Consider the following 22,965-nt stretch of genomic DNA (forward strand, 5'->3'; position numbering starts at 1 on the left):
TATCCGCCCTTACTGCCCCATAAAAATCCGGGCGATCGGCGAATCTGCGGGCAGAATCAGCGTATTGCTGTCTCCCTTTAGAGAAGCCCGCGCCGCTTCCAGCGACCTGGTGTAGGAATAAAAATCAGCCTTCTGCGGATCGCGGTACGCCTCCGCCATAATTCTCATGTACTCGGCCTCACCATCCGCCGTAATGGCCGCCGCCTGTGCTTTCGCATCGGAAATGCTGATGGCGATTTCGCGGTCTGTTGTATTTCTGATCTTCTGAGCCTCAGCCTGGCCTTCTGCGGTATAGGTCGCCGCGATCTTGTCGCGCTCTGAAATCATACGCTCATAAACCGCCGCCTTATTATCGGCAGGCAGGTCCAGCCGCTTTGTCTCTACGGCCAGAAGCTGGATTCCGTATTCAGCCATGCTGTCGCCGACGTTTGTCATAATGGCCTGGGACAGTTCTCCAGCCCGGCCGCTGATTACCTCATTCTGGCTCATGCTGCTGATCACATTTTTAACGGAGTTATAAACCACGGTATCGATTCTCCCCTCCGCGTTCGCTACGGAAGAATTCAGCGTCTGCGCAAACTTGAGGGGATCCGTAATGCGCCACAGCACATAGCTGTCGCTTAACATGGTCTTCTTATCCATGGTAATCACGTCAGACGCCGCCAGATCGTACAAGAGGATCTGCTTCGGCAGCGTGTCCGCTGTCTGAATAAATGGAAGCTTCAGTGTAACTCCCGCGGTATCGATGATCCGCTCCACCCGGCCGAACTGCCGGATCAGCTTATACTCATTTTCATTTGTTACTACAACTGAACCTAATAATACTATAATGACGGCCAGTCCTGCAATAGTTCCAGTCACTTTTTTCAATGTTTTTTTCATTCTGCTGCCTCCTCTGCCCCATGATCCGTCAGACTTCCTGTGCTCTGAGTTCCCGATCCGCTCTGCTTCATGCCGCTTTTTCCATCATTTCCTGTACGCTCTCCTGAACTGTTTCCCAGCGAATTCTGTCCCGTCGCGTTATTTCCTGCATCCTGGGACGCTGCAGCTCCCGCTGCGCCTGTAAAGCTGTCTAAGGGCAGGATCGTATCCGTCTTGCCGGTACCGTCGATGATCACCTTCATTCCCGGCAGCACGTCCTCCATAGCCTCATAGAACATACGCTTTCTTGTCACTTCCGGATTTTTGCTGTATTCCTCGTACATGGCATTGAACTTCGCCACCTCCGCGTTAGCCTCGTTGACTCGCTGCACCTTTGAAGACTCTGCCTCCTGCAGAATCTTATCCGTCTGTGCCGTAGCCTCCGGAAGCTTTTCATTACGGTACTTGTTTGCATTGTTGATCGCCGTTTCCTTGCCCTGTTTGGCGGTCTCCACGGCCTTAAACGCCTCCATCACCTCCGCTGTCGGCGGTTCGGAATCCTGGATCGTGACGTTCACCACGGAAAGTCCCACGTCATGCTGTTCCAGCTTATTCATAACCATCTCTTTCACCCTGGACTGTATCTCATTTTTCCCGGTCGTCAGCACCGAATCCACATCGTAGCTTCCGATGACGGTACGGATACAGCTTCTGCTGATATTCTGCAAAATGGTGAAGGGGTCCTGAGACGCATACACGGCCTTCACCGGATCCACCACCTTATACTCCACGAAGAAGTCCACATTTACAAAATTGTAATCACTGGTAATCATCAGAGAGTCCGCTTCCTCCGACTGGTTATCCGAAGGATCGTAACCGATCGCCACACCCTGTATGGTGGTATTCACCTTCTGTACCCGCTGAATAAACGGAATCTTAAAATGCAGCCCGGGCTCCGCAACCGTCTTAGCCGATCCGAGGGTTGTCAGCACCGCCTGCTCCTGTTCCTGAATGTTATAAACAGAGCCAATCCCTATGACAGGAATCGCTATCACCAACACCGCTATCACTCCTGATTTCTTGAGCAGACCTGTTATCTTATTCAACTTTGGTTTCTTGCTGGGATCAAATGTTTCCATATTTTCTCCGCCTTTCTTTCTGTCGTTTTTCTGGTTTCTCTCGTAAAGGGCACGGAAAACGCGGCCGCGTTTCCTTTATGCAGACTATGAAGTCCCATAAAGCAAGCTTTCCTATGTAATAAAAAAAGACCTTTACTGACAGCCATCTGGTTATCAATAAAAGTCTTGCACATTTCATAAGTATGCGGATAAAGGTTCCTTTATCGTTCTGACGCAATCTTATCCAACCCCGGGGCTGGAAGCTACTCCCTCTTACGATTGATGATACTATATCACAATCCGGTTACATTGTCAAGAAAATATCATATGATTCCTGACACCATATCTTCCCAACTCCGAGCCCGCTGACCTACAACTCTGAGCCCAACTCAGGATCATTATACGATGCATAGACATAAAGGGCTTCATCCCCCTCATATCTGTAAATTTCAATGACAAACAGCCCTTCATAGATATAGCTGCTCTGCTCCTGCTTCACAATATCTCTGGCTTCCTCCATAATCTCATCGGCCTTCCGGTCTTCCGCCGCAATTCCACTGCTCTCCTCTGTCGCAGTCAGAAAACGCTCCAGAAAGGTTAGTGAGGCTTCGCTGCTGTAAAATCTGGTCGCATATTCATGAAGTTCATTGGTCGCAGTGTCATAGTTCACATCGATATACTGGTCTGTGTACTCGTCGTCCCGCGTCTCACTCAGGTTATCCTCCAGATAGAGGCTTCTGATGCTTTCAAAATAAGACGTATCGTCGTATAAGTAATTATCTGTATAGAGTTCGTCGGAATCAAGCTTATAGCCAAAGTCAGAACTCTCGACAGCAGCCAGCAGCTGCTCACTCACATAAACGCCATCCGCCGGAAAATGGTAGTAAGCCATACACGGTTCGCCCGCTTCTATCACGTCCTCATCATTCAGCCTCGTAAAGTCGGATTCATAATCATAATTATATGCCTCCGTCGTCTCCGCTGCTCCTTTGAGGTAATCGCTTAAGTAGCCTTCCAAGTTTGTAAAGGCAACCATGGCAATGGTGACAAGGCCGACAGCAGCCATAATCAGAACGGTTTTTCCTGCGTTGCTTTTCTTCCCCTCCGGCTTCATACTTCCGGTTCCTGTCGGACGGCTTCCCGCTCCATAACCGCCTGTGGCTGTACGGTACGCCCCGGAACCTTCTGCAGGATTCCTGTATGATCCGTTTATACTGCCTGTCCCTGGCGTCCGTCCTCCACCGGAAGCAGCTGCGCCCGAAAAAGGTCTCTGAACAGGCTTATTTGTAGCTGTACTGCCTTGAACCGGACCACCTTGAACCGGGCTCCCCTGTGCCGGACGTCCTTGGACCGGGTGGCCTTGAACCGGACGGCCTTGAACCGGACGGCCAGCCGAACTGGCAGGATTACCGCTTTCACCGTGGTGATCCGCCTCCAGATATGGATTATGGAAGCCGCACTCCGTCTCATGCTCCGGATGTCTCTCATTGAGATAGTAATCCACGTTCTGCGTATAGGGATTCCTGATCACCCTTCTGCAGCGCGGACAGTAATTCCCCGCGTTTACAGGTAGGTCACAGACCGGGCACATCTTCTTCATCATCGCACTTTCCCCCTCTTTCTCCGTCGTATTATAAAGCTCACAGCACCTTATCCAAGCACGAGATGAGCCACCGCGATCTCATCGTCCTCGCGGAAGCCCTGCGCGCAGACCAGGATATTGTATACATACTGACTATCCAGCCCTGTCATTTCTGAAATCTTCTCGATATTGTTTCCCTGCAAAGTCAGCTCCATCACACGGTGCACATCCTCCGCCGTCTTCTTTAAGAGCTCGTCGTGATTGGACTGAAGGTTCAGCCCATCTGTCTGCAAATCCTCTTCGGTAATAAAATCTTCCAGGGACAGCTCTTTCTCCTCTTCCCCGCTCTTATAATACTCTTCCGACATCTCCCAGTCTTCACCCTGGTTTTTCTTTTCTTCCGACATAAAGTATCTCCTCCGTTTAAAACAAGGGGTGCTGCAGGTAGTCCTAGCGCTTTGCTAAGGCCATCTGCAGCACCCCCCCATTATTCAATCCTGTGTTGCGACGCGGCGCAGCACAGCATCTTATCTCTTGTTCTTTAAGAAATCCGGAATATTGATCTGAACTTCTCTGTTTACGGTTGGTCTGTAAGGCTGTCCGGCACCCTGGGAAGCACCTGGTGCACCGGCCTGTCCGCCATAATTTGGCTTGTTGTAGTTTGGATTGTATCCCTGGTTTCCATAGTTTGGATTGCCGTAGTTCGGGTTATAATTCGGATTGTAAGCAGGTGCGGTTGCCGCAGCTTCCTGATTCGGGTTAGGATTCTGGTTCTGCGCCGGCTGTGCCGCCGGTTTCTGCGGTCTCGTATAGCCGGTTGCGCTGCCGCCGAAGCTTGTCATGACCTTGCCGACAGGAGTCTCATTCCCCATATCGAGGCCGGTAGCAATAACGGTAATGCTGGCTTCATCCTGAGCCGTCTCGTCATACATGGCGCCAAAGATGATGTTGGCTTCGTCTCCTGCCATCTCCTGAACGTAGCTGGCCGCTTCGTTGGCCTCGATCAGGCTGATATCGCCGGAAATATTGATGATAACGTGGGAGGCACCCTCGATGGTGGTCTCCAGCAGCGGGCTGGATACGGCCTGCTTCACGGCATCGAGAGCCTTCTCGTCGCCCTTCGCCTTGCCGATACCAATATGTGCGATGCCCTTGTCCGTCATGACGGTCTGAACATCGGCGAAATCCAGGTTAATCAGGCCTGGAACGTTGATTAAGTCTGTAATGCCCTGTACTGCCTGCTGAAGGACTTCATCCGCCTTCTTTAATGCATCCGGCATGGTGGTACGCCTGTCCACAATCTCAAGCAGACGGTCGTTAGGAATCACAATTAAGGTATCAACGCTCTCTTTTAAGCGCTCGATACCTGCGATCGCATTCGACATACGTGTCTTTGCCTCAAAGCGGAACGGCTTTGTGACAACACCGACTGTCAGAATCCCCATATCTTTTGCAATCTTGGCAACAACGGGAGCCGCACCGGTTCCTGTTCCGCCGCCCATACCACAGGTAACGAACACCATGTCCGCGCCCTTCATGGCCTGAGCCAGTTCCTCAGAGCTCTCCTCGGCAGCCTTCTCACCGATCTCAGGCTTTGCGCCTGCTCCGAGTCCCTTTGTCAGTTTCTCTCCGATCTGCATAGCCGTAGGGGCCTTGCAAAACTGAAGTGCCTGCTTGTCTGTATTAATTCCGATGAATTCTACACCGGCGATGCTCTCATCAATCATACGGTTTACTGCGTTGTTTCCGGCACCGCCCACACCGATTACCAGAATTCTTGCAGCATTATCCGCCTCATTTATCTTAATCTCTAACAAGATTATATCCTCCTTTAACCATAAACAGCTTACTCTATAGACCTATCTAATATAATATTTGATTTTACCGAAAATATCAACCACTTTTTCAACAAAATTATAAGTTCTGAATGGAAATTTTATTTATTTTTTACAAACCGGTACGATGTGGCCGTCTCAGCCTCGTCATATGTATCGAGATACAGCGTCCCAGAAAGGCCTGTCAGCACGGGAAGCTGATCCTTCAGCTCGGAAATCTTGCCGCTCATCTGGTCGTTGCTTCCGAGATAGACGGTGATGTCCCCCAGGATTAAACTGGCGTTGCCGTGAGTATCGTACTGGATCCTGTCCACCGTAATCTCATGCGTCGACAGCAGCTGCGTCAGATTCAGGATCTCATCGAAGATCCTGGTGTTTTCCACGGGAAGGGGCTGATGCAGGGCGATATGGCCGAACTTCAGTCCTGTTACCCATGGAATTCCCTCCAGCTTATTGCTGGAGCTCTCCACGATGATACCGTCCTTGTCGAAATACATATAACTTCCCATATAGGAGACGTATCCGACCACGCTCTTCTCGTAAACGATGATTTCCACCCTCGTCGGGCTCTGGAATACGATTTTATAGTCTTCTACAAACGGAATCTGTTCATGTTCCTTAAAATGATCCTTGTAAAAGCAGTAAATCGTATTCCGGTCCCACTTATCCTTAAACAGCAGACCGCGCAGTTCATCGGCGGTATACTGTTTATTCCCCGTTACTGTAATCTCTGTAATCCGGATGGACATTAAGATTACCGCCAGTAAGACGATAACCGCCGCCACAATTCCGATTACGATTCTTCGTTTGCTTTTTTCTGGTCTTATCATTCCATTCCTCTAATCACAGCGCCAAGGCTCTTTAAGTCCCGGCAGATATCTTCATAACCCCGCTCGATGTGGCTGCAGTCTGTTATCTGTGTCACACCACGGGAGGCCAGACCCGCGACCACCAGTGCGGCGCCGCCGCGTAAATCCCTGGCCCTCACGACTGCGCCCGTTAAAGGGTACAGCCCGCGGATCTCTGCCCTGTTATCCTCTATTATAATATCTGCGCCAAGTTTCTGCAATTCTTTTACAGTGCCAAATCTTCCCTCAAATACAGTTTCTTCCATACGGCCGGTTCCCTCAGCGGCGGCCATCACTGCCATCATCGGCGACTGTAAATCCGTCGGAAACTGCGGATAAGGACCCGTCACAACCGAATAATCCGCCGGGCGCCCTGTCATGGTCACGGAAATGCGGTCGTCATACCTCCGTATGGCGGCTCCCATCTCCTCCGCACAGCGCAGCACCGCCTCCATATGGGATGGCCGGATTCCCGTCAGGGTCACACAGCCCTCCGCGGCCATGACCGCACAAAGATAAGTGCCGGCCACAATCCTGTCGCCGGTTACGGTAAATATGGAATCATGCAGGCTAAGTACCCCTTCAATGACCAGTTTTGAACTTCCCACCCCGTGGATCCTGGCTCCCATGCCGATTAAAAACAGGCACAGCTCTTCGATCTCAGGCTCTCTGGCGGCGCCGTGAATCACGGTCACGCCATCCGCCAGCACGGCGGCCATGAGGGCGTTCTCGGTCGCTCCCACGCTGGGAAACGGGAAGTAGATGTCGGCTCCCGTCAGCTCATTCGCAGTGACTAAAAGCTCCTCTCCGTCCTCTTCCACCCGGGCCCCCAGCGCGTCAAGCGCCGTCAAATGCAGGTCAATGGGCCTTTCCCCGATAGAGCAGCCGCCGGGAAAACTGGTAACGGCTCTCTTCATCCGTCCTAACAGCGGCCCTGAAACAATGATCGAGGAGCGCATACTCTTCACAAACTCTTTCGGTATTTCCGTCTCTGTAACTACGGATGCATCAATCTTCAGCCGGTTTCCTTCCAAACGGCATTTACAGCCGATACTGTCAAGTATCCCCAGCATACAGAACACATCCTGTATCCTGGGGACATTTTCTATCACTGTCGTGCCTTTATGAAGAATTGCCGCCGCCATCATGGGCAGAACGGCATTCTTGGAACCCTGGATCTTTATCTCACCTTCTAAGGGCGTAAGCCCCTGGACTTCTATGACCGACAATCCGATACCTCCCGTGGCTTCTTATATACTATCCTATGTAAAAAGCGGGAAAAAGGTTATCATTTTTCCAGACATATCTGATTGGAAACGCTCAAAACCATGCCCATTTCCATCATCAGGAACAAAACCGACGTACCTCCATAGCTGATAAAGGGAAGCGTGATTCCGGTGTTGGGAATGGTGTTGGTCACTACGGCGATATTTAAGATAACCTGGATCGCAATGTGCCCCATGACACCTACGACCAGCAGGGCACCGAATAAATCCGGCGCGTTGTCTGCAATCAGCATAAAACGGTAGATCATGAACAAAAAAATCAGGATCACCGACACGGCTCCAAAGAGCCCCAATTCCTCACAGATGATGGAGAAAATCATATCATTCTGCGCCTCGGGTACGAATCCCATCTTCTGGATACTCTCCCCTAAGCCTCTTCCCACCAGTCCTCCGGAACCGATGGCGTATAACCCCTGAAGCACCTGATAGCCGCCGGTGGACGGGTATTTCTCCGGCTCCAGCCAAACGAAGATACGGCTTAACTGATACTCCTTTAACAGACCGATCTTCTCCAGGGCGGTCGCAATGGGACCGGCAAACGCCAGCACCCCCACGCCCGCGAATCCGCAGGCAAAAAACGGCCATTTTTTCTTACATGCCACAAACAGCATGACAAACGCGATTCCTGCAATGATAATACCGGAACTTAAGTTGTTGGCTGCTACTATTCCGGCGATAGGCAGCGTGGTGACAATCACCAGCAGCACGCCTCTCTTTTCGTTGATATTCTTGCCCATCTGCACGATCATGGATGCCAGCATGACGATCAGGGCGATCTTTACAAACTCTGTTGGCTGAATTGAGGCACCGCCCACTCCGAGCCAGCGCTTCTTACCGTTTCTTTCGATACCAAACAGTGCTGTGGCAATCATCAGCACATAGGAAAGGACGTAGGCCAGAACGGCAAATCTTGCGTACCAGTGGTAATCCATCTTGGAGATAATCAGCATGATGACAAATCCGGCCAGTGCAATCTTCGCCTGTCTCATCATAAAATAGGCCGCATCATCATACTTTATCTGGGCAGCGTAGGAGCTGGAACTGTATATCATAACCAGACCGAATACGGTCAAAAATATCACCGTAAACAGCAGGCTGTAATCATAAAAACGGCGCGGTTTGTTTTTCTTCTTGTTAGGCCTGTTTTCCGCCATCTCATTCCTCCTCGCCAAAACTTTAGTGAGCGATAGCCGCATCCTGTTACAGACTGTGCACGCACTCCTTGAAAACATCACCCCGTTCCTCGTAATTGTTAAACATCCCCCAGCTGGCGCAGGCGGGTGACAACAACACGTATTCTCCGGCATTCGCATAGGATGCGCAAACTCTGACCGCCTCCTGCATGTCTTCCGCATACATGACATTGGTAAAGCCGTGTCTTGCGGCACACTCGGCGATTTTCTCTCTCGTCTGGCCTAAAAGGACCATGTATCTCACCTTTTTGCCGAAGGATCTGATCCATTCGTCATACTCGGAATTCTTATCGTAGCCTCCCGCGATTAAGATCGTGGGGCCAGGCATGGCATTAACCGCCTGGATCGCCGCGTCGGGATTCGTTCCCTTGGAATCGTTATAGTACTTCACCCCCGCCTTCTCTGCCACGAACTCGATCCGGTGTTCCACCGCCTTAAAGTCCCTGATCACGCTCTGTATCGTCTCAAGCGGCACTCCCAGCTCCATGGTTATGGCAGCCGCCGCCATGACGTTTTCGTGGTTGTGGCGGCCCAGCAGATTCATGTCATGGATATTTATGATCTCCATGCGCACGCCGTCGTGGTTCCTTACAATCATATCGCCATCCAGGCAGATTCCCTCAGAGAGAAGCTCTCTGCTGCTGAAATAGATGACGCGCGGGGTCACAGTCTCTCCGAATCGCCGCAGAACCGGATCGTCGTAATTGAGGATGCAGGCATCCTCCTTCGTCTGATTCTTTGCAATCCCTTTCTTAACATCTATGTAGCAGTCCATCGTCTTATGGCGATTTAAATGGTCCGGCGTAATATTCAGGATCGCGCTCACGTCGGGTTTAAAATCCGTGATGGTCTCCAGCTGAAAGCTGCTGATCTCCGCGACCGTATAAGACTGGTCTGTCGTGCGGAGCGCGGTGGACGTATACGGTGTTCCGATATTTCCTACTACAAACACCTCTTTATAGTACGCGCTCATGATCTCCCCGACCAGAGAGGTCGTCGTCGTCTTTCCGTTTGTCCCCGTTATGGCTGCCAGCTTTCCCCTGGCATAATGGTATGCAAGCTGGATCTCACTCCAGATCGGGACCTCGCAGGCCTTCAGCACCTCGACAAACGGGGCATCAAGCGGGATACCAGGACTGATAACGCAGAGCTCCACGTCCTTAAGCGCCTCCTTCGTCAGCTCTCCAAGGAGCACTTCAATTGTCTCGTCCTCTTTAAACTGTCCCCGGACCGCCTCCGCGTCAAGCGCCTCATTGCTGTCGTAGAGAATCACTTTGTGTTCTGTATCGAGTGCCATTCTGGAAGCGGCAATTCCACTCTTTCCGCTCCCTGCAACTAATATTTTCTGACTCATAGGTTACTCTCCTTCTTTACAGTCCAAGGTATGCCAGCAGGCAGAGAATCGCCGTCACAATAGAGAAAACGGCAACAACCCTGGTCTCGGACCAGCCGCACATCTCAAAATGGTGATGGATCGGCGCCATCTTAAAGAATCTCTTTCCGCCTGTTTTTCTAAAATACGTAATTTGTATAATATCTGACAGAACTTCCACCAGATAAATAAATCCAATGATCGCGATAAATATGGGCATCTGCATCATGTAGGCGCTGGACGCCACGAAACCGCCGAGCGCCAGGGAACCGGTGTCTCCCATAAACACTCTGGCCGGGTAGACGTTAAACAGCAGGAAGCCCAGGAGGCTGCCTACGACCGCGCCTGTGATCGGGCTGATCCCCGCTCTCTCCCCCAGGGCCACCACGGTTAAGAAGGTGGCCACCAGGATCGTCACGCTGGTGCAGAGTCCATCGAGACCGTCGGTGAAGTTCACACCGTTGTCGGTTCCCAGCACAACAAAGAACAGAAACGGCACGAAGAAGATCCCGAGGTCGATATAGAGGCCATTTTCGAAGCCTCCGGTAAATGGAATCAGCATGCTCGTTCCCACTGCCTTGGAGTTGAGAAGGTAGTATGCAAAGACGCCCGTAATGATAAACTGTCCGATTATCTTCTGTAAAGGCTTAAGCCCTTCGGAGCGTTTCATGACGATCTTAATATAATCATCCAGAAAACCTACGATACCAAAACCAACGGTCATGAACAGAATCGGTATGATCTTCGGATAATCCTTCACGTAGAACAGAGAAGTAATGATAATGCTGGTCAATATGATCAGACCGCCCATAGTGGGAGTGCCCTGCTTTTTCAAATGGCTTTCCGGTCCCTCTTCCCGGACCTGCTGACCAAATTTTAATCTGTGGAGAAATGGTATTACTATAGGGCACAGTATCGCGCTTATGGCAAACGCTATGATAATCGCCAGTATCGTCTCGTTAATCATGTCACACCTCAATATTTTATGTATTCGTACTTTCAGAGCAGCGGTTAATCCCCCTCACTTCGTTCGGCGGAAAGTAACACAGTTAGTAGTATACGTCTTTTTTCCTGAATAATCAACTATAGAATCGAAACGAGGAAACAGTTTTTTCCTCTGTTGCTTCAATTCCCAGATAAGGCAGAATATTCTTAAAAATGTCGGCAATGACAGGCGCCGCGATGGTTCCGCCGTAGTAGATTCCCTGCGGTTCATCGATGGTAATCAGGGCGATTACAGACGGATTATCCGCCGGTGCAAAGCCGATAAAAGACGAAATGTACTTCTTTAAGCTTCTCGGAAGTTTTTCCGAAGTGGCCGTTTTTCCGCCGATGCGGTACCCCTCCAGATACGCCTTTTTTCCGCTGCCCTCGGAGACGACCTTTTCCAGAATATAGCGCATGGTTTCGCTCGTTTCCGCAGAGACGATCCCTTCCTTCACCGGGTAGGTAAAGTTGTGAATCACCTCGCCATCGGCGCTGACGGCTCCCACGCCAAAGTGGGGCGTCACCCGGTTGCCGCCGTTTACGATGGCAGAAGCCGTGGTAATCAGCTGCATGGGGGTAATCTGGAAGGACTGGCCAAAGGAGACCGTGGCCAGCTCCACCAGCCCCATATTCTCTTTCTTATGCATGATGGTGGCGGCCTCGCCGGGCAGATCGATTCCCGTCTTTCCCTTCAGGCCAAACTGTTCAAAATACTTGTAGTAATTATCCACTCCCAGGCGCTGGCCCACATCGATCAGAACCGGGTTGCAGGAGTTCATCATTCCCTGCAGAAATGTCTCGGAACCATGGCCCCCTACCTTGTGACACCGGATCTTTCTGTCCTCCACGATCCGGAAGCCTGGACAGGAGAAATGGTCTTCCAGATTCACCACTCCCGCTTCCAGCCCCGCGGCAGCCGTCACGATCTTAAACGTGGAGCCTGGCTCGTAAGTATCGTTGATGCAGGGATTACGCCACATCTGGTTCAACAGCTCCTGCTTCTCCTTGGCGCTCACATCTCCCGGGTCCTCCGGAAGCGTGAACGGGTCGTTTAGGTTGAATTCCGGAGCGCTTACCATAGCCATGATCTCTCCGTTCTGCGGGTTCATGACAATGATAGAGACCCGCTTCGCGCCTTTCTTCTCCATCACCTGGTACGCAGCCTGCTCACAGTACTTCTGGATATTTACGTCCAGACTCACATGCAGATCCTGCCCGGCGATGGGCTCGATCCGGTCCTCCGCCGCATTTTCAATCTCAATACCTGCCGCGTCAGACATGGTCAGAATCTTCCCGTTCATCCCCTTTAAGTAATCCTCGTACTTGACCTCCAGACCTATGATTCCCTGGTTATCCCCTCCTGTAAATCCCAGCACCTTGGATGCCAGGCTGTCGTAGGGATAGTACCGCTTGTAGTCCTCATCCACCTTCACCCCGGCCAGATGGTACGTCCTGATCTGGTCCCCCAGGGCTTTGTCCACATTGGTCTTAATAATCTCCCTGGAACTGTATTTTTCTACCTTTTTTCTGACAGAATCTTCCTCGATTCCCAGTTCTTTGCTTAAAACTGCCACCACCTGATCCGGTTCCTCTATCTGATTGTGGATGACCGAAATGGTGCAGACGGTCCTGTTGGTGGCGATGACGGTTCCATTGGCATCAACGATATTGCCTCTGGCCGCTTTGATTGTTCTCTCTCTTTCATGCAAGTCCTCCGCCATGGCACTGTAATGGGCGGATCGGAAAATCATAAGAAAAAACAGCCGCCCCATTAGTCCTGTCATGGCAAGAAATAACAGGAAAAACAGGATGGCTATCTTCTCTCTGTGATGTGTTTTATTAGAATTCATACGCTGCTCCACCGTCATCATTGTTACAGTATATGAAATTCCTGCGCTTTTATTCTTCCTTTGTCTCCGTTTCGGAAGCTTCTGTGGACGAGGAGGCGGTCGTCGGGATCCGTGCCGGATTCGTCTGTCCAGGCAGCGCGCCCGGCAGACCGTAGCCTTCCTCCTCGCTCGGACCGATTACCGCTTCTTCCGAAGGATCGAGAGCCTCCGGCGGAATTGTCTCTCCATTTTCCAGTGTACCCACTTCCGTGCTCTCTTCTGTTCCTTCTTCCGTGGAACCCTCTGTGGAGCTGCTGATCCCTTCCTCTGAAGGCAGTTCTGCCTGTCCGCCTTCCGGAAGTGACGGCGTGATATCTGTATCCGGGAATATATTTAAATAAGGAAGAATCTCAGTCATAATCTTCTGGAAGATTTTGCTTGCATACGTACTGTGAGCCTGTTCCTCTACGTGCGGCTCGTCCACTACCACATATACGAGAACCTGTGGATTATCGGCGGGCGCATAGCCGCAGAAGGATACGACGTAGTTTTTCTTGTCACGTCCGACCTTCTCGGCCGTTCCTGTTTTACCCGCGATTTTATAACCCTCTACCTTAGCGGCAGATCCGGTACCGCCCTGGGCGTTTACCGTCTTATAGAGCGCTTCGTTGATAAACTTCGTGGTAGATTCCGAAACAGTCTCGCGGACCAGAACCGGATCCATCTTCTTCACAATAGATCCCTGCTCGTTTAAGATCTGTTTCACCACATGGGGCTCGTAGTAGGAGCCGCCGTTTATGACGGAGCAGTACGCCGCCGCCATCTGGATCATGGAACAGTTAAAGTTCTGACCAAAGGCATTGGTTGCGAGGGAAGCCGGATCGGCTGTCTCCGCGTTGTACATAAGCGTCTTGTTGTCCGCCTCGCCAGGAAGATCGATTCCGGTTTTGGAACCGAAGCCAAACTGCTGCTGGTATTTATAGAATTTCTGTTTTCCTACTTTCTGGGCAATGTGCATCATAACGACGTTGCACGATTTCATAAGGCCCTGCTCCACCGTCAGATCGCCGTGACCGTACCGGTTTACACAGCTGATCGGCCATCCGCCGATCTCCAGCTTTCCGTTACACGTATACGTCTCATTACCGGTGATGGAGCCTTCCTCCAGGCCCGCCGCCACGGTGAATATCTTGGCGGTAGAACCAGGCTCGAAGCCGTCGCTGATGCAGAAATTACGCCATGTCTGATTCCACGCCACCTGTTTTCCGAAGGACATGATCTCATCATTGGAATAGTGGGCGTATACGTTGGCCTCCGTCAGAGGCTCCGCGTCCTTATTCTTTCTGTGGTAGTCGTCTATGGCTTCCTGAATGCCCAGTTGCTTCACCACATCATCGGTGTACTCCGGGCGGAGCTGCCTCGGATTGTTTAAATCAAAGGTCTTATCATTGGCCATGGCCAGGACCTCGCCATTATTGGGATCCATGACGATGACGCCCACCCGCTTGCTTCCGACCTCCTGCTCCCACTCCGTGATATATTTCTCAACGATCTTCTGAACGTTTGTATCGATGGTGGATACGACCGTATTGCCGTTGGATGCCGGCTTGATCACACGCTCCAGGTTGGAGTCGTCATTTAAATAGCCATACTCCCTGCCGTTGGTTCCCATCAGCGTGGAGTTATAATACTGCTCAATGCCGCCGCTTCCATCCATGCCGTCGTCTCTGGCAAAGCCGATCACATTGCAGCCCACGGAGTTATACGGGTAAATTCTCTTATACTCATCCTCGAACCAGATGCCGCGGATGCCCTTTCCGTCTCCAGTCTTCTTAAACTCTTCCCGTTTTTCTTCCTTATAATTCTCGAAGTTTTCTTTCTGGTCGTAAGTCAGCTGCTTGGCGTAACGGATATAGTACTTGTCCTTTTTCTCGTTGATCAGATTCATCATCTCCGTCCGGTCATAACCGAAACAGTCTACCAGAGCGTTCACAGAGGCCTCTAAGTAGGCGTTGGAATCCGACATAATCTGCTTGGGATCCAGGATCAGATTATACACTTTCTCACTCGTCGCCAGATACGTTCCGTTGCGGTCCAGAATATCGCCCCGCCGGAATGGTATGGTACGGCTGTCGTACTCCTGCTGCGACAGCACAATCTGATTAAAATCGTCCTTTTTATTGGTCATTAAATCGTACAGGACCATAACCAATGCAAACAAAGCCAGCGTAACTACCAGGACGGTAATCGCCAGCTTTTCCTGCATGTATCTTGGAAATATCTTGGTTTTTCTATTTTTCTGCCTGTTAGTGTTTCGGGATGTCTTCATTCTGCCTTACATACTCACTTTCCGTCTTATCATACTGAAGAATCTGATTCTTATTAGCGTAGACCATGCCAAGTTCCTCTGTAGCAACCTTGTACACATGATCCAAATCAACGGAAGTATTAATATTCGTCTGCAGGGCATCGTTTTCAGTCTTTAACGTTTCCAGCTCCGACTCCAGGCTCTCGATCGTATGAATTCTCGTCGTGATGGAAGACTGAAGATGGAGATAATTTACACATAAATAGAGCGTACAGACTGCTGCGATGGTCAGCATAATAACATAAGGCAAATCCATCTGTAAGGCTTTTTCACGATTCCGTCTGACTTTATGGTTCACTGCCGGACGGCGTACTTCATCTGGTGAACGTCTTACCGGTACGCGCTCAGGTTCCAGCTTACGGACAGTATTCCCCTGTACGTAGGCAGCACTACGGTAAGAATGCACATTCTTTCTAGCAGCCATGCTCTTTTCCTCCCTTTTTAAATCCGCTCAAATACTCGAAGTTTCGAACTCTTCGATCTCTTGTTCCCTTCAATCTCTTCTTCTGACGGTACAACAGGTTTTCTGGTGATTACCCGGCCTTTACTGACTTTGCCACAGACACAGACTGGAAAATCCGGCGGACAGGTACAGGGATTCTCATTATTGCGGAAGCGAATCTTTACGATCCGGTCTTCCAGCGAATGAAAGGTGATGACAGCCAGCCTTCCACCCGGTTTCAATAAGTCGATCATCGTATCAATAGAATTATTTAAGACCTCCAGCTCCTGATTCAGCTCAATCCGAATCGCCTGGAACGTCTTCTTGGAAGGATGGCCGCCCACTGCACGAACTTTCGCAGGAACTGCTTCCTTAATAATCTCTGTCAATTCTCCTGTTGTCTCAATCCGTTTTGTCTCTCTGGCCCTCACGATATGCTTTGCGATATTCTTTGCGAACTTGTCCTCTCCGTAGTCACGGATAATTCTGTATAAATCAAACTCGCTGTACGTATTCACAATATCGGCGGCCGTCTGTGTGTTTCTCTGATCCATCCTCATATCCAGCGGAGCGTCGTCCTCCCGGTAGGTAAATCCCCGTTCCGGTGTGTCCAGCTGATAGGAGGATACTCCAAGGTCCAGATAAATACCGTCTGCCTTTTCGATTCCTAAATCCTTTAGTACCGATTGTATCTCTTCGTAATTGCTTCTCACGATCGTAACTCTGTCTTCATAGTCACGAAGCCGTTCCGATGCCGCCGCTATGGCGTCTGCATCCTGGTCAATTCCGATTAATCTTCCGTATTCCCCGAGGCGTCTGCATACTTCCAGAGCATGTCCGCCGCCCCCAAGCGTTCCATCCACATAAATTCCATCTGGTTTTACATTCAGGCTGTCAATGGTTTCGTAAAGCAGCACTGACTTGTGTTCAAACATCATATTCCAAGTCCTTCCATATTCTCAGCGATTTCTTCCATATCATCGTATGTATTGGCTGCTGTCCACGCATCCTTGCTCCAGATTTCAATGCGGCTTCCTACACCCACAAGCACTGCATCTTTTTCGATGCCTGCGAATTCACGGAGCACAGCCGGAAGAAGAATTCTTCCCTGTTTGTCCACTTCACAGGAAGATGCACCTGCCAGAAAGAATCTGTTAAACTTTCTGGCGTTTGTGTTGGTCAGCGGCAGGCTTTTCAATTTTTCTTCGAGGGCTTTCCATTCTTCGTTATCATACACAAATAAACAGCCATCCAAGCCCTTCGTCACGACGAACTCTTCACCAAGCTGTTCTCTGAACTTCGATGGGACGATCAAGCGCCCTTTTGCATCGACTGTATGATTGTATTCGCCCATGAACATACTAATCACCTGCTTGTACGTCAGAGAGAGAGTTTACACCACTCTTCCTCCATTCTCTACCACTTTGTACCACTTTCCACCACTTGTAGATTAATTTTAGTACATTTGTAAGGAAATAGCAAGGAAATTTTCTAAAAAAGAATAAAAAAATAAGGCGGCAACGAATGATTTCGTTACCGCCTCCAGATATGCCGTGTCCCTAATACCCGGCTACTATATATTGTTCTATCAGTTGATCCAGCTCTACACTTCTCTTATAAACAGTGCTGCTGTCCTGCTCGGTGTCTATACTTCTGTTTAATTTATCTCTTGCCTCTTCAATCTTGTAGATCAACTCTTCTTTTGAAATCATATCAGTCTTCTCCTTTGCTCTTTAATCGTATCTGTCTGTGTTTCCAGATGAGCACCAAAGCTGATATCACTACTAATACCAATGACAATGCCTGAGATACTGCAATTCCTGTGTTAAAGAATATAAGCTGGTCCGTCCTGAGCCCTTCGATCCAGACTCTCCCCAGACCATATCCCAGCAGGTAAATAAGAAGCATTTCCCCATTAAACTTCTTACGTTTGCGATACCATAGCATGAATACTAACACGCCTAAATTCCAGACTGATTCATAGAGAAAGGTCGGATGCACCTGTATATACTCGACACCGTCCTTCACAATCAGGTGGTTTAATAGGTCCTGAGATATCATGCTCTCGTTGACCAGCGCTCTTCTGATTCTCATGGCAAAAAGGCTGTCCGTGTATCCGCCAAACGCCTCACAGTTAAAGAAGTTTCCCCATCTTCCTATAATCTGTCCGGTTATCAGTCCAAGGCAGCCGCTGTCAGCCATTGAAAAGAAAGAAAGCTTTTTCTTCCTTGTATAAACAGTCAGCGTTATGACCGCAGCAATCACGCCGCCGTATATGGCCAGTCCGCCTGCCCTTAAGTTTAAAATTGAAATCAGGTTGTCCCTGTAATTCTCCCAGTCAAAAATGACATAATAGATACGAGCTCCTATAATAGAAAAGATAATTCCATACAGAGCAAAATCCAGATAAATATCCGGGTCCTGTCCCCTCCTTTTCGCGTCGCTCGTCGCAACCCAGAGACCAGCCAGTATTCCAATTCCTATGATAATCCCGTAAAACGCTATGCGGAATCCAAATATCGAGATACTGTTCTGCAAATGGTCAATCGTAATACCCAAATGCACAAAACTAATATCTGCCGTATTTGCCATTGTTTTCTCCTTTCATGTTTTCTTTATTTTACCCCGTGATATGCCAAAAATCAAACATATTCGCCCGACATATTCGACCATAATTCGACAAAAACAGGCGCGAGTTCAGTTTGACTCTTTTATTTTTATGGATAATATGCTATTCTATATTAGTTGCAGGAAAAAATCAACCTTAAAAATGTTTAATAAAATAGAGGAAGGTAATGAATTATGAAATTAGGTATTGTCGGACTGCCGAATGTGGGTAAAAGCACATTATTCAACTCTCTTACAAAGGCCGGCGCAGAATCGGCCAACTATCCGTTCTGTACGATTGATCCAAATGTAGGCGTGGTTCCCGTGCCGGATGTACGTCTCGGAAAGCTGGCTGCGCTCTATGACTCAGCAAAGATCACGCCCGCAGTCATTGAATTCGTGGACATCGCAGGGCTCGTGAAAGGCGCTTCCAAGGGTGAAGGTCTTGGTAACCAGTTCCTTTCCAACATCAGAGAAGTGGACGCCATCGTACACGTTGTCCGCTGCTTCGAGGACGGCAATGTCATCCATGTGGATGGCAGCGTGAATCCTTTAAGAGATATTGAAACCATCGATTTAGAGCTTATCTTCTCCGATTTAGAGATTCTGGAGAGACGAATCTCCAAGACGGCAAAGAGTGCCTTTAACGACAAATCTCTCGCAAAAGAGCTGGAGATCTTAAAAGCAGTGAAGGCTCACTTAGAGGATGGCAAGCTGGCCCGCAGCATGGAGTTTGAAGATGACGATGCTCAGGAATTCGTTTCCTCCTTAAATCTTCTCACCTACAAGCCGGTGATCTTCGCCGCCAACGTAAGCGAAGACGACTTGGCCGACGACGGCGCTTCTAATGAATACGTAAAGGAAGTCCGCAGCTTCGCCGCAGAAAACGGCAGCGAAGTCTTCGTCATCTGTGCCCAGATCGAGCAGGAGATCGCCGAACTGGAGGAAGACGAGCGCAAGATGTTCTTAGAGGACTTAGGCCTCACGGAATCCGGTCTCGAAAAACTGATCGCCGCCAGCTACCACCTCTTAGGCCTCATCAGCTATTTAACAGCAGGCCCCACAGAGACGAGAGCCTGGACCATCAAGGTAGGAACCAAGGCGCCTCAGGCCGCCGGCAAGATCCACTCCGACTTCGAGCGCGGCTTCATCAAGGCCGAGGTTGTAAACTACCAGGATCTTCTCGACTGCGGTACCTATACGGCCGCCAAAGAAAAAGGCCTTGTCAGAATGGAAGGAAAAGAATACGTCGTAAAAGACGGGGACGTTGTCCTGTTCCGTTTCAACGTATAAGCTCCACTCGTTTCATACCGCAGACCGCGGTTCCCGGTATAAAGGCCGGAAAATAATAGCGGGAAATCTTTAGAAAGCTGAAGATTTCCCGCTATTATTTTTCCCCAACATGGATTTGACAGATCACCCCCCATCGCTTAAAATAAAGGAAAGCATTGCCTGACACCAGAGCAGGCTGCAAAAGAAAAGGAGGCTGTCCACACAGATGAAACGATGCATTGCAGCGGCCGGAATAGCAGAGGGACACCAAAACACCAGATCCATAAAGGAGGAATCACAATGTCTATTCCGGCACAAACCATATATCCAAGAACAGGAGACCGGCAGACCGTCTATTTAAACGCGGTCGTCAAAGATCCCAATATTTCCGTCGGTGCCTATACAATGTACAACGATTTCGTGAACGACCCGGTCGATTTCGAAAAGAACAGCGTACTCTACCATTACCCGATCAACAGAGACCGCCTGGTCATCGGAAAATTCTGTTCCATTGCCTGCGGAGCCAGATTTATATTTACAAGTGCGAACCACACGATGACGTCCCTGTCCACGTATCCGTTCCCCTTATTCTTCGAGGAATGGGGCACTCCCATCTCGGAAGTCGCAGAATCATGGGACAACAAGGGCGATATCGTCATTGGAAATGATGTCTGGATTGGTTACGAGGCTGTCATCATGTCCGGCGTCAAAATCGGCGACGGAGCGATCATCGGAGCGAGAGCCGTCGTAACAAAAGACGTGGAACCCTATACCATCGCAGGCGGAATCCCGGCAAAGCCAATCAGGAAGCGTTACAGCCAGGACATCATCACCCAGCTGGAGGCGGTCCGCTGGTGGGATTTACCTCACGACCAGCTTAAACAGCTCATCCCGGCAATCCGCGGCGGCAGTCCTGAAGCCCTGCTCCGCGCCTGCCACGCCCTGAACCAATAAAATAACCATTTCACCTATCCGGTTTTTGCCAGGCAAAAGCCGGATACTTTTAATAAGGAGAACATTATGCAAACCTTCCCTGCAGAAATCCTCAAAGACACCGCCGGCAGACTCACTTATCTGCCCCTGCCGTTCTCTGCCAGAGAGATTTTCCATCAGCCCAAAGGCACCATTTACGTACAGGGAACCATAAACGGAATCCCTTACCGGAGCAGGCTCCTCTCCCGCGGCAGCGGCTGTTACATTATGCTTATCGACAAAGTCCTGCAAAAATCCCTCGGTTTTTGCGGCCCTCCCCTGCCTGTCTCTGTCACAATGTCCCTCGACGCCCCGGCCCAGCCCTCCGGCAGCCCGGCCGCTCCCAGCCCTTCACTTTCTCCATGCGCCATGGACACCATCACTGCAGTTAAAACCCGTACAAGCGTACGTCATTATACGGATGCTCCCATAACCCCTGATGCCCTTAACACACTCCTGTACGCCGGAATGTGCGCGCCCAGCGCAAAAAACAAAAGGCCCTGGCACTTCCTTCTCCTGGAAGACCGGAACCTCCTCACCGAACTCTCCGCTGCCAATCCCAACGCCCGCATGCTGGCCGGAGCTGCCTGTGGAATCGTCGTCTGCGGCGACCATAATATAGAAGGAACTAACGATTTCCTCTGTGAAGCCTGTGCCGCCGCCACCCAGAACATTCTTCTCTGCGCCCACAGCCTGGCCCTTGGCGCAGTCTGGTGCGGAGTTCTCCCCCACTCCCCATGGCAAAAGCTGCTGACACAGACCCTAAACCTCCCACCCAAGGTATCCCCCATCATCGTCATAGCCCTTGGTCACCCTGCGCCCTCAGCCACCTCACCCGAAAAAGCCGCTCCCTGGGATCCAGCCAAACTCCACCGCGCCACCTGGTAATCCCCCCTCGCCATTTACTCCAGCAGCGTATACCCCATTAAGCTCTCATCAACCTCCTTCGCTGCTTCTCTCCCTTCCCGGATCGCCCAGACCACCAGCGACTGGCCTCTCCGCATATCTCCCGCGGTAAACACGTGCCGGGCGTTCGTCTTATACGTTCCGGCCTCAGTCTCCACATTGGTCCCTGCGTTCAGCTTCACGCCGAAGGCATCCGCCACATAGCTCTGACTCCCTAAAAATCCGGCGGCAATCAGTACCAGATCGGCTGTGACCTCCTTCTCGCTTCCGGCCACTGGTTCCATCGTGATCCGGCCCGTCTTTTCATCCTTTTTCGGCTCCAGTGACAGGAGCACGGCTTTCGCCACTCTGCCATTCTTATCCTTAACGAACTCCTTCACTGTCGCCTGGTACACTCTCGGATCGGTGCCAAACACGGCGATGGCCTCCTCCTGGCCGTAATCCGTCTTCGCAACACGGGGCCATTCCGGCCAGCTGTTGTCGGGCGTCCTCTTTTCCGGAAGCTTCGGCATCATTTCCAGCTGAAGAACCGATGCACAGCCATGGCGGATGGCGGTTCCCACACAGTCATTTCCCGTATCGCCGCCTCCGATGACGATCACGTGCTTTCCTTTGGCCGACAGGTACGACTGATCCTTTAAGTTGGAATTCAGCAGGCTCTTCGTGGTGGATTTAAGGAAATCCACTGCAAAATAAATTCCCTCCGAATCTCTTCCCGGCACCTGAATGTCGCGGGGATTGGATGCGCCGCAGGCCAGTATCACGCGGTCAAAATCCTTTAAGATGTCCTTTGCCTTGTGGTTCTTCCCCACATCGGCTCCCGTGACAAAAGAGATTCCTTCCTCTTTCATTACATCCACCTTGCGGTCGATCACCCATTTTTCCAGCTTCATATTGGGGATACCGTACATCAGCAGGCCTCCGACGCGGTCTTCCCGCTCGAATACCGTCACGCTGTGGCCCCGCTTATTTAACTGGTCTGCGGCCGCTAAACCGGCCGGGCCGGAGCCGATGACTGCCACCCGTTTCCCGGTTCTGATCTTCGGCGGGTTCGGGCCGGCAATCCCCGTCTCATACGCCCGCCGTATTATGGCTCCCTCATTTTCCTTGATGGCGACCGGAGTTCCGTTTAATCCGCAGGTACAGGCCGCCTCACATGGCGCGGGGCATACCCGGGAGGTGAACTCCGGAAAACTGTTGGTCTTTTTTAAGCGGTTATAGGCCTGATCCCATGTTCCCGTATAGACCAGATCGTTCCACTCCGGGATCAGATTGTTTAAGGGGCATCCGGAAACCATTCCCTTGATCATCATTCCCGACTGGCAGAACGGCACGCCGCAGTCCATACAGCGGGCCCCCTGGCATTTCTGTTCCTTTTCCGAGAGCGGAAGGTGGAATTCGTCATAATGCTTAATCCGGCTTTTGGGATCTGCCGCCCTTCCTGTCTCTCTGTCATACTCTAAAAATCCTGTTGGCTTTCCCATTCT

Annotated in this window: 21 protein-coding genes; 3 read left to right on the forward strand and 18 right to left on the reverse strand. The window is 50.6% G+C overall.

The annotated features are described in order from the left end of the window. Positions 1-9: 9 nt before the first annotated feature. From hflC to lgt, 17 genes are all read right to left on the reverse strand, one after another. The gene (hflC, locus tag H8S80_RS20540; protein ID WP_117630910.1) at positions 10-882 is read right to left on the reverse strand and encodes a protease modulator HflC; all 873 of its coding nucleotides are present in this window, start codon (positions 880-882) and stop codon (positions 10-12) included. After that, positions 879-2,000 carry an FtsH protease activity modulator HflK gene (gene hflK / locus H8S80_RS20545; protein ID WP_117630911.1) on the reverse strand — a complete coding sequence of 374 codons (1,122 nt, stop codon included), beginning with the start codon at positions 1,998-2,000 and terminating at the stop codon, positions 879-881. The genes hflC and hflK overlap by 4 nt, the downstream gene beginning before the upstream one ends. A gap of 349 nt (positions 2,001-2,349) precedes the next feature. Further along, positions 2,350-3,582 (reverse strand): hypothetical protein, encoded by a 1,233-nt coding sequence (locus H8S80_RS20550; protein WP_117630912.1) that lies wholly within the window; start codon positions 3,580-3,582, stop codon positions 2,350-2,352. Between the two features lie 47 nt (positions 3,583-3,629). Then, positions 3,630-3,968 (reverse strand): hypothetical protein, encoded by a 339-nt coding sequence (locus H8S80_RS20555; RefSeq protein ID WP_117630913.1) that lies wholly within the window; start codon positions 3,966-3,968, stop codon positions 3,630-3,632. A gap of 120 nt (positions 3,969-4,088) precedes the next feature. Beyond that, positions 4,089-5,378: a cell division protein FtsZ gene (gene ftsZ / locus H8S80_RS20560; RefSeq protein WP_025531124.1), complete on the reverse strand. Its 1,290-nt coding sequence runs from the start codon at positions 5,376-5,378 to the stop codon at positions 4,089-4,091. A gap of 119 nt (positions 5,379-5,497) precedes the next feature. Next, positions 5,498-6,226, reverse strand: coding sequence for a cell division protein FtsQ/DivIB (locus tag H8S80_RS20565; protein WP_002603399.1), 729 nt, complete (start codon positions 6,224-6,226; stop codon positions 5,498-5,500). Further along, positions 6,223-7,473 (reverse strand): UDP-N-acetylglucosamine 1-carboxyvinyltransferase, encoded by a 1,251-nt coding sequence (gene murA / locus H8S80_RS20570; protein ID WP_002603398.1) that lies wholly within the window; start codon positions 7,471-7,473, stop codon positions 6,223-6,225. Before murA ends, H8S80_RS20565 begins: the two co-directional genes overlap by 4 nt. A 59-nt stretch (positions 7,474-7,532) precedes the next feature. Continuing rightward, positions 7,533-8,684: an FtsW/RodA/SpoVE family cell cycle protein gene (locus H8S80_RS20575; RefSeq protein WP_117630914.1), complete on the reverse strand. Its 1,152-nt coding sequence runs from the start codon at positions 8,682-8,684 to the stop codon at positions 7,533-7,535. Positions 8,685-8,730: 46 nt separating this feature from the next. Then, the gene (gene murD / locus H8S80_RS20580) at positions 8,731-10,077 is read right to left on the reverse strand and encodes a UDP-N-acetylmuramoyl-L-alanine--D-glutamate ligase (RefSeq protein WP_117630915.1); all 1,347 of its coding nucleotides are present in this window, start codon (positions 10,075-10,077) and stop codon (positions 8,731-8,733) included. 16 nt (positions 10,078-10,093) lie between these two features. After that, entirely contained in the window at positions 10,094-11,062 is a 969-nt protein-coding gene (mraY, locus tag H8S80_RS20585) for a phospho-N-acetylmuramoyl-pentapeptide-transferase (protein WP_002603395.1), read from the reverse strand. Between the two features lie 112 nt (positions 11,063-11,174). Then, entirely contained in the window at positions 11,175-12,932 is a 1,758-nt protein-coding gene (locus tag H8S80_RS20590; protein WP_002603394.1) for a peptidoglycan D,D-transpeptidase FtsI family protein, read from the reverse strand. 49 nt (positions 12,933-12,981) lie between these two features. Beyond that, positions 12,982-15,240 carry a peptidoglycan D,D-transpeptidase FtsI family protein gene (locus tag H8S80_RS20595; protein WP_117630916.1) on the reverse strand — a complete coding sequence of 753 codons (2,259 nt, stop codon included), beginning with the start codon at positions 15,238-15,240 and terminating at the stop codon, positions 12,982-12,984. Beyond that, on the reverse strand, positions 15,218-15,703 hold the full coding sequence (locus tag H8S80_RS20600) for an FtsB/FtsL family cell division protein (RefSeq protein WP_002603392.1): 486 nt from the start codon (positions 15,701-15,703) through the stop codon (positions 15,218-15,220). The genes H8S80_RS20595 and H8S80_RS20600 overlap by 23 nt, the downstream gene beginning before the upstream one ends. A gap of 17 nt (positions 15,704-15,720) precedes the next feature. Continuing rightward, positions 15,721-16,659: a 16S rRNA (cytosine(1402)-N(4))-methyltransferase RsmH gene (rsmH, locus tag H8S80_RS20605; RefSeq protein WP_002603391.1), complete on the reverse strand. Its 939-nt coding sequence runs from the start codon at positions 16,657-16,659 to the stop codon at positions 15,721-15,723. Then, positions 16,656-17,081 (reverse strand): division/cell wall cluster transcriptional repressor MraZ, encoded by a 426-nt coding sequence (gene mraZ, locus H8S80_RS20610; protein ID WP_002603390.1) that lies wholly within the window; start codon positions 17,079-17,081, stop codon positions 16,656-16,658. Before mraZ ends, rsmH begins: the two co-directional genes overlap by 4 nt. Positions 17,082-17,280: 199 nt before the next feature. Continuing rightward, positions 17,281-17,433, reverse strand: coding sequence for an aspartyl-phosphate phosphatase Spo0E family protein (locus H8S80_RS20615; protein WP_080665519.1), 153 nt, complete (start codon positions 17,431-17,433; stop codon positions 17,281-17,283). A 1-nt stretch (position 17,434) separates the two neighbouring features. Continuing rightward, positions 17,435-18,313, reverse strand: coding sequence for a prolipoprotein diacylglyceryl transferase (gene lgt / locus H8S80_RS20620; RefSeq protein ID WP_002603388.1), 879 nt, complete (start codon positions 18,311-18,313; stop codon positions 17,435-17,437). Positions 18,314-18,523: 210 nt separating this feature from the next. Here lgt and ychF point away from each other — a divergent pair, with 210 nt between their 5' ends. The 3 genes from ychF to H8S80_RS20635 all read left to right on the forward strand — a co-directional run bounded on the left by ychF (position 18,524) and on the right by H8S80_RS20635 (position 21,460). Further along, positions 18,524-19,621, forward strand: a complete 1,098-nt coding sequence (ychF, locus tag H8S80_RS20625; protein ID WP_002603387.1) for a redox-regulated ATPase YchF — start codon at positions 18,524-18,526, stop codon at positions 19,619-19,621. Between the two features lie 279 nt (positions 19,622-19,900). Further along, positions 19,901-20,554, forward strand: coding sequence for a CatB-related O-acetyltransferase (locus H8S80_RS20630; RefSeq protein ID WP_002603386.1), 654 nt, complete (start codon positions 19,901-19,903; stop codon positions 20,552-20,554). 66 nt (positions 20,555-20,620) lie between these two features. Then, the gene (locus tag H8S80_RS20635) at positions 20,621-21,460 is read left to right on the forward strand and encodes a nitroreductase family protein (protein ID WP_117630917.1); all 840 of its coding nucleotides are present in this window, start codon (positions 20,621-20,623) and stop codon (positions 21,458-21,460) included. Positions 21,461-21,474: 14 nt separating this feature from the next. Here the strand turns inward: H8S80_RS20635 and H8S80_RS20640 are convergent, their stop codons facing one another. Further along, positions 21,475-22,962 carry a glutamate synthase subunit beta gene (locus tag H8S80_RS20640; RefSeq protein ID WP_117630918.1) on the reverse strand — a complete coding sequence of 496 codons (1,488 nt, stop codon included), beginning with the start codon at positions 22,960-22,962 and terminating at the stop codon, positions 21,475-21,477. Between the last annotated feature and the right edge of the window lie 3 nt (positions 22,963-22,965).

It is taken from the genome of Hungatella sp. L36 (assembly GCF_014288035.1).

What these genes read in the sequence shown, in the direction of transcription:
- H8S80_RS20600 (WP_002603392.1), bottom strand. Translation starts at nt 15,703, where the DNA reads ATGGCTGCTAGAAAGAATGTGCATTCTTACCGTAGTGCTGCCTACGTA.
- H8S80_RS20615 (WP_080665519.1), bottom strand. Translation starts at nt 17,433, where the DNA reads ATGATTTCAAAAGAAGAGTTGATCTACAAGATTGAAGAGGCAAGAGAT.
- rsmH (WP_002603391.1), bottom strand. Translation starts at nt 16,659, where the DNA reads ATGATGTTTGAACACAAGTCAGTGCTGCTTTACGAAACCATTGACAGC.
- H8S80_RS20595 (WP_117630916.1), bottom strand. Translation starts at nt 15,240, where the DNA reads ATGAAGACATCCCGAAACACTAACAGGCAGAAAAATAGAAAAACCAAG.
- H8S80_RS20590 (WP_002603394.1), bottom strand. Translation starts at nt 12,932, where the DNA reads ATGAATTCTAATAAAACACATCACAGAGAGAAGATAGCCATCCTGTTT.
- ychF (WP_002603387.1), top strand. Translation starts at nt 18,524, where the DNA reads ATGAAATTAGGTATTGTCGGACTGCCGAATGTGGGTAAAAGCACATTA.
- H8S80_RS20640 (WP_117630918.1), bottom strand. Translation starts at nt 22,962, where the DNA reads ATGGGAAAGCCAACAGGATTTTTAGAGTATGACAGAGAGACAGGAAGG.
- H8S80_RS20630 (WP_002603386.1), top strand. Translation starts at nt 19,901, where the DNA reads ATGTCTATTCCGGCACAAACCATATATCCAAGAACAGGAGACCGGCAG.
- mraY (WP_002603395.1), bottom strand. Translation starts at nt 11,062, where the DNA reads ATGATTAACGAGACGATACTGGCGATTATCATAGCGTTTGCCATAAGC.
- H8S80_RS20575 (WP_117630914.1), bottom strand. Translation starts at nt 8,684, where the DNA reads ATGGCGGAAAACAGGCCTAACAAGAAGAAAAACAAACCGCGCCGTTTT.
- mraZ (WP_002603390.1), bottom strand. Translation starts at nt 17,081, where the DNA reads ATGTTCATGGGCGAATACAATCATACAGTCGATGCAAAAGGGCGCTTG.
- H8S80_RS20635 (WP_117630917.1), top strand. Translation starts at nt 20,621, where the DNA reads ATGCAAACCTTCCCTGCAGAAATCCTCAAAGACACCGCCGGCAGACTC.
- hflC (WP_117630910.1), bottom strand. Translation starts at nt 882, where the DNA reads ATGAAAAAAACATTGAAAAAAGTGACTGGAACTATTGCAGGACTGGCC.
- H8S80_RS20565 (WP_002603399.1), bottom strand. Translation starts at nt 6,226, where the DNA reads ATGATAAGACCAGAAAAAAGCAAACGAAGAATCGTAATCGGAATTGTG.
- H8S80_RS20550 (WP_117630912.1), bottom strand. Translation starts at nt 3,582, where the DNA reads ATGATGAAGAAGATGTGCCCGGTCTGTGACCTACCTGTAAACGCGGGG.
- lgt (WP_002603388.1), bottom strand. Translation starts at nt 18,313, where the DNA reads ATGGCAAATACGGCAGATATTAGTTTTGTGCATTTGGGTATTACGATT.
- H8S80_RS20555 (WP_117630913.1), bottom strand. Translation starts at nt 3,968, where the DNA reads ATGTCGGAAGAAAAGAAAAACCAGGGTGAAGACTGGGAGATGTCGGAA.
- hflK (WP_117630911.1), bottom strand. Translation starts at nt 2,000, where the DNA reads ATGGAAACATTTGATCCCAGCAAGAAACCAAAGTTGAATAAGATAACA.
- murD (WP_117630915.1), bottom strand. Translation starts at nt 10,077, where the DNA reads ATGAGTCAGAAAATATTAGTTGCAGGGAGCGGAAAGAGTGGAATTGCC.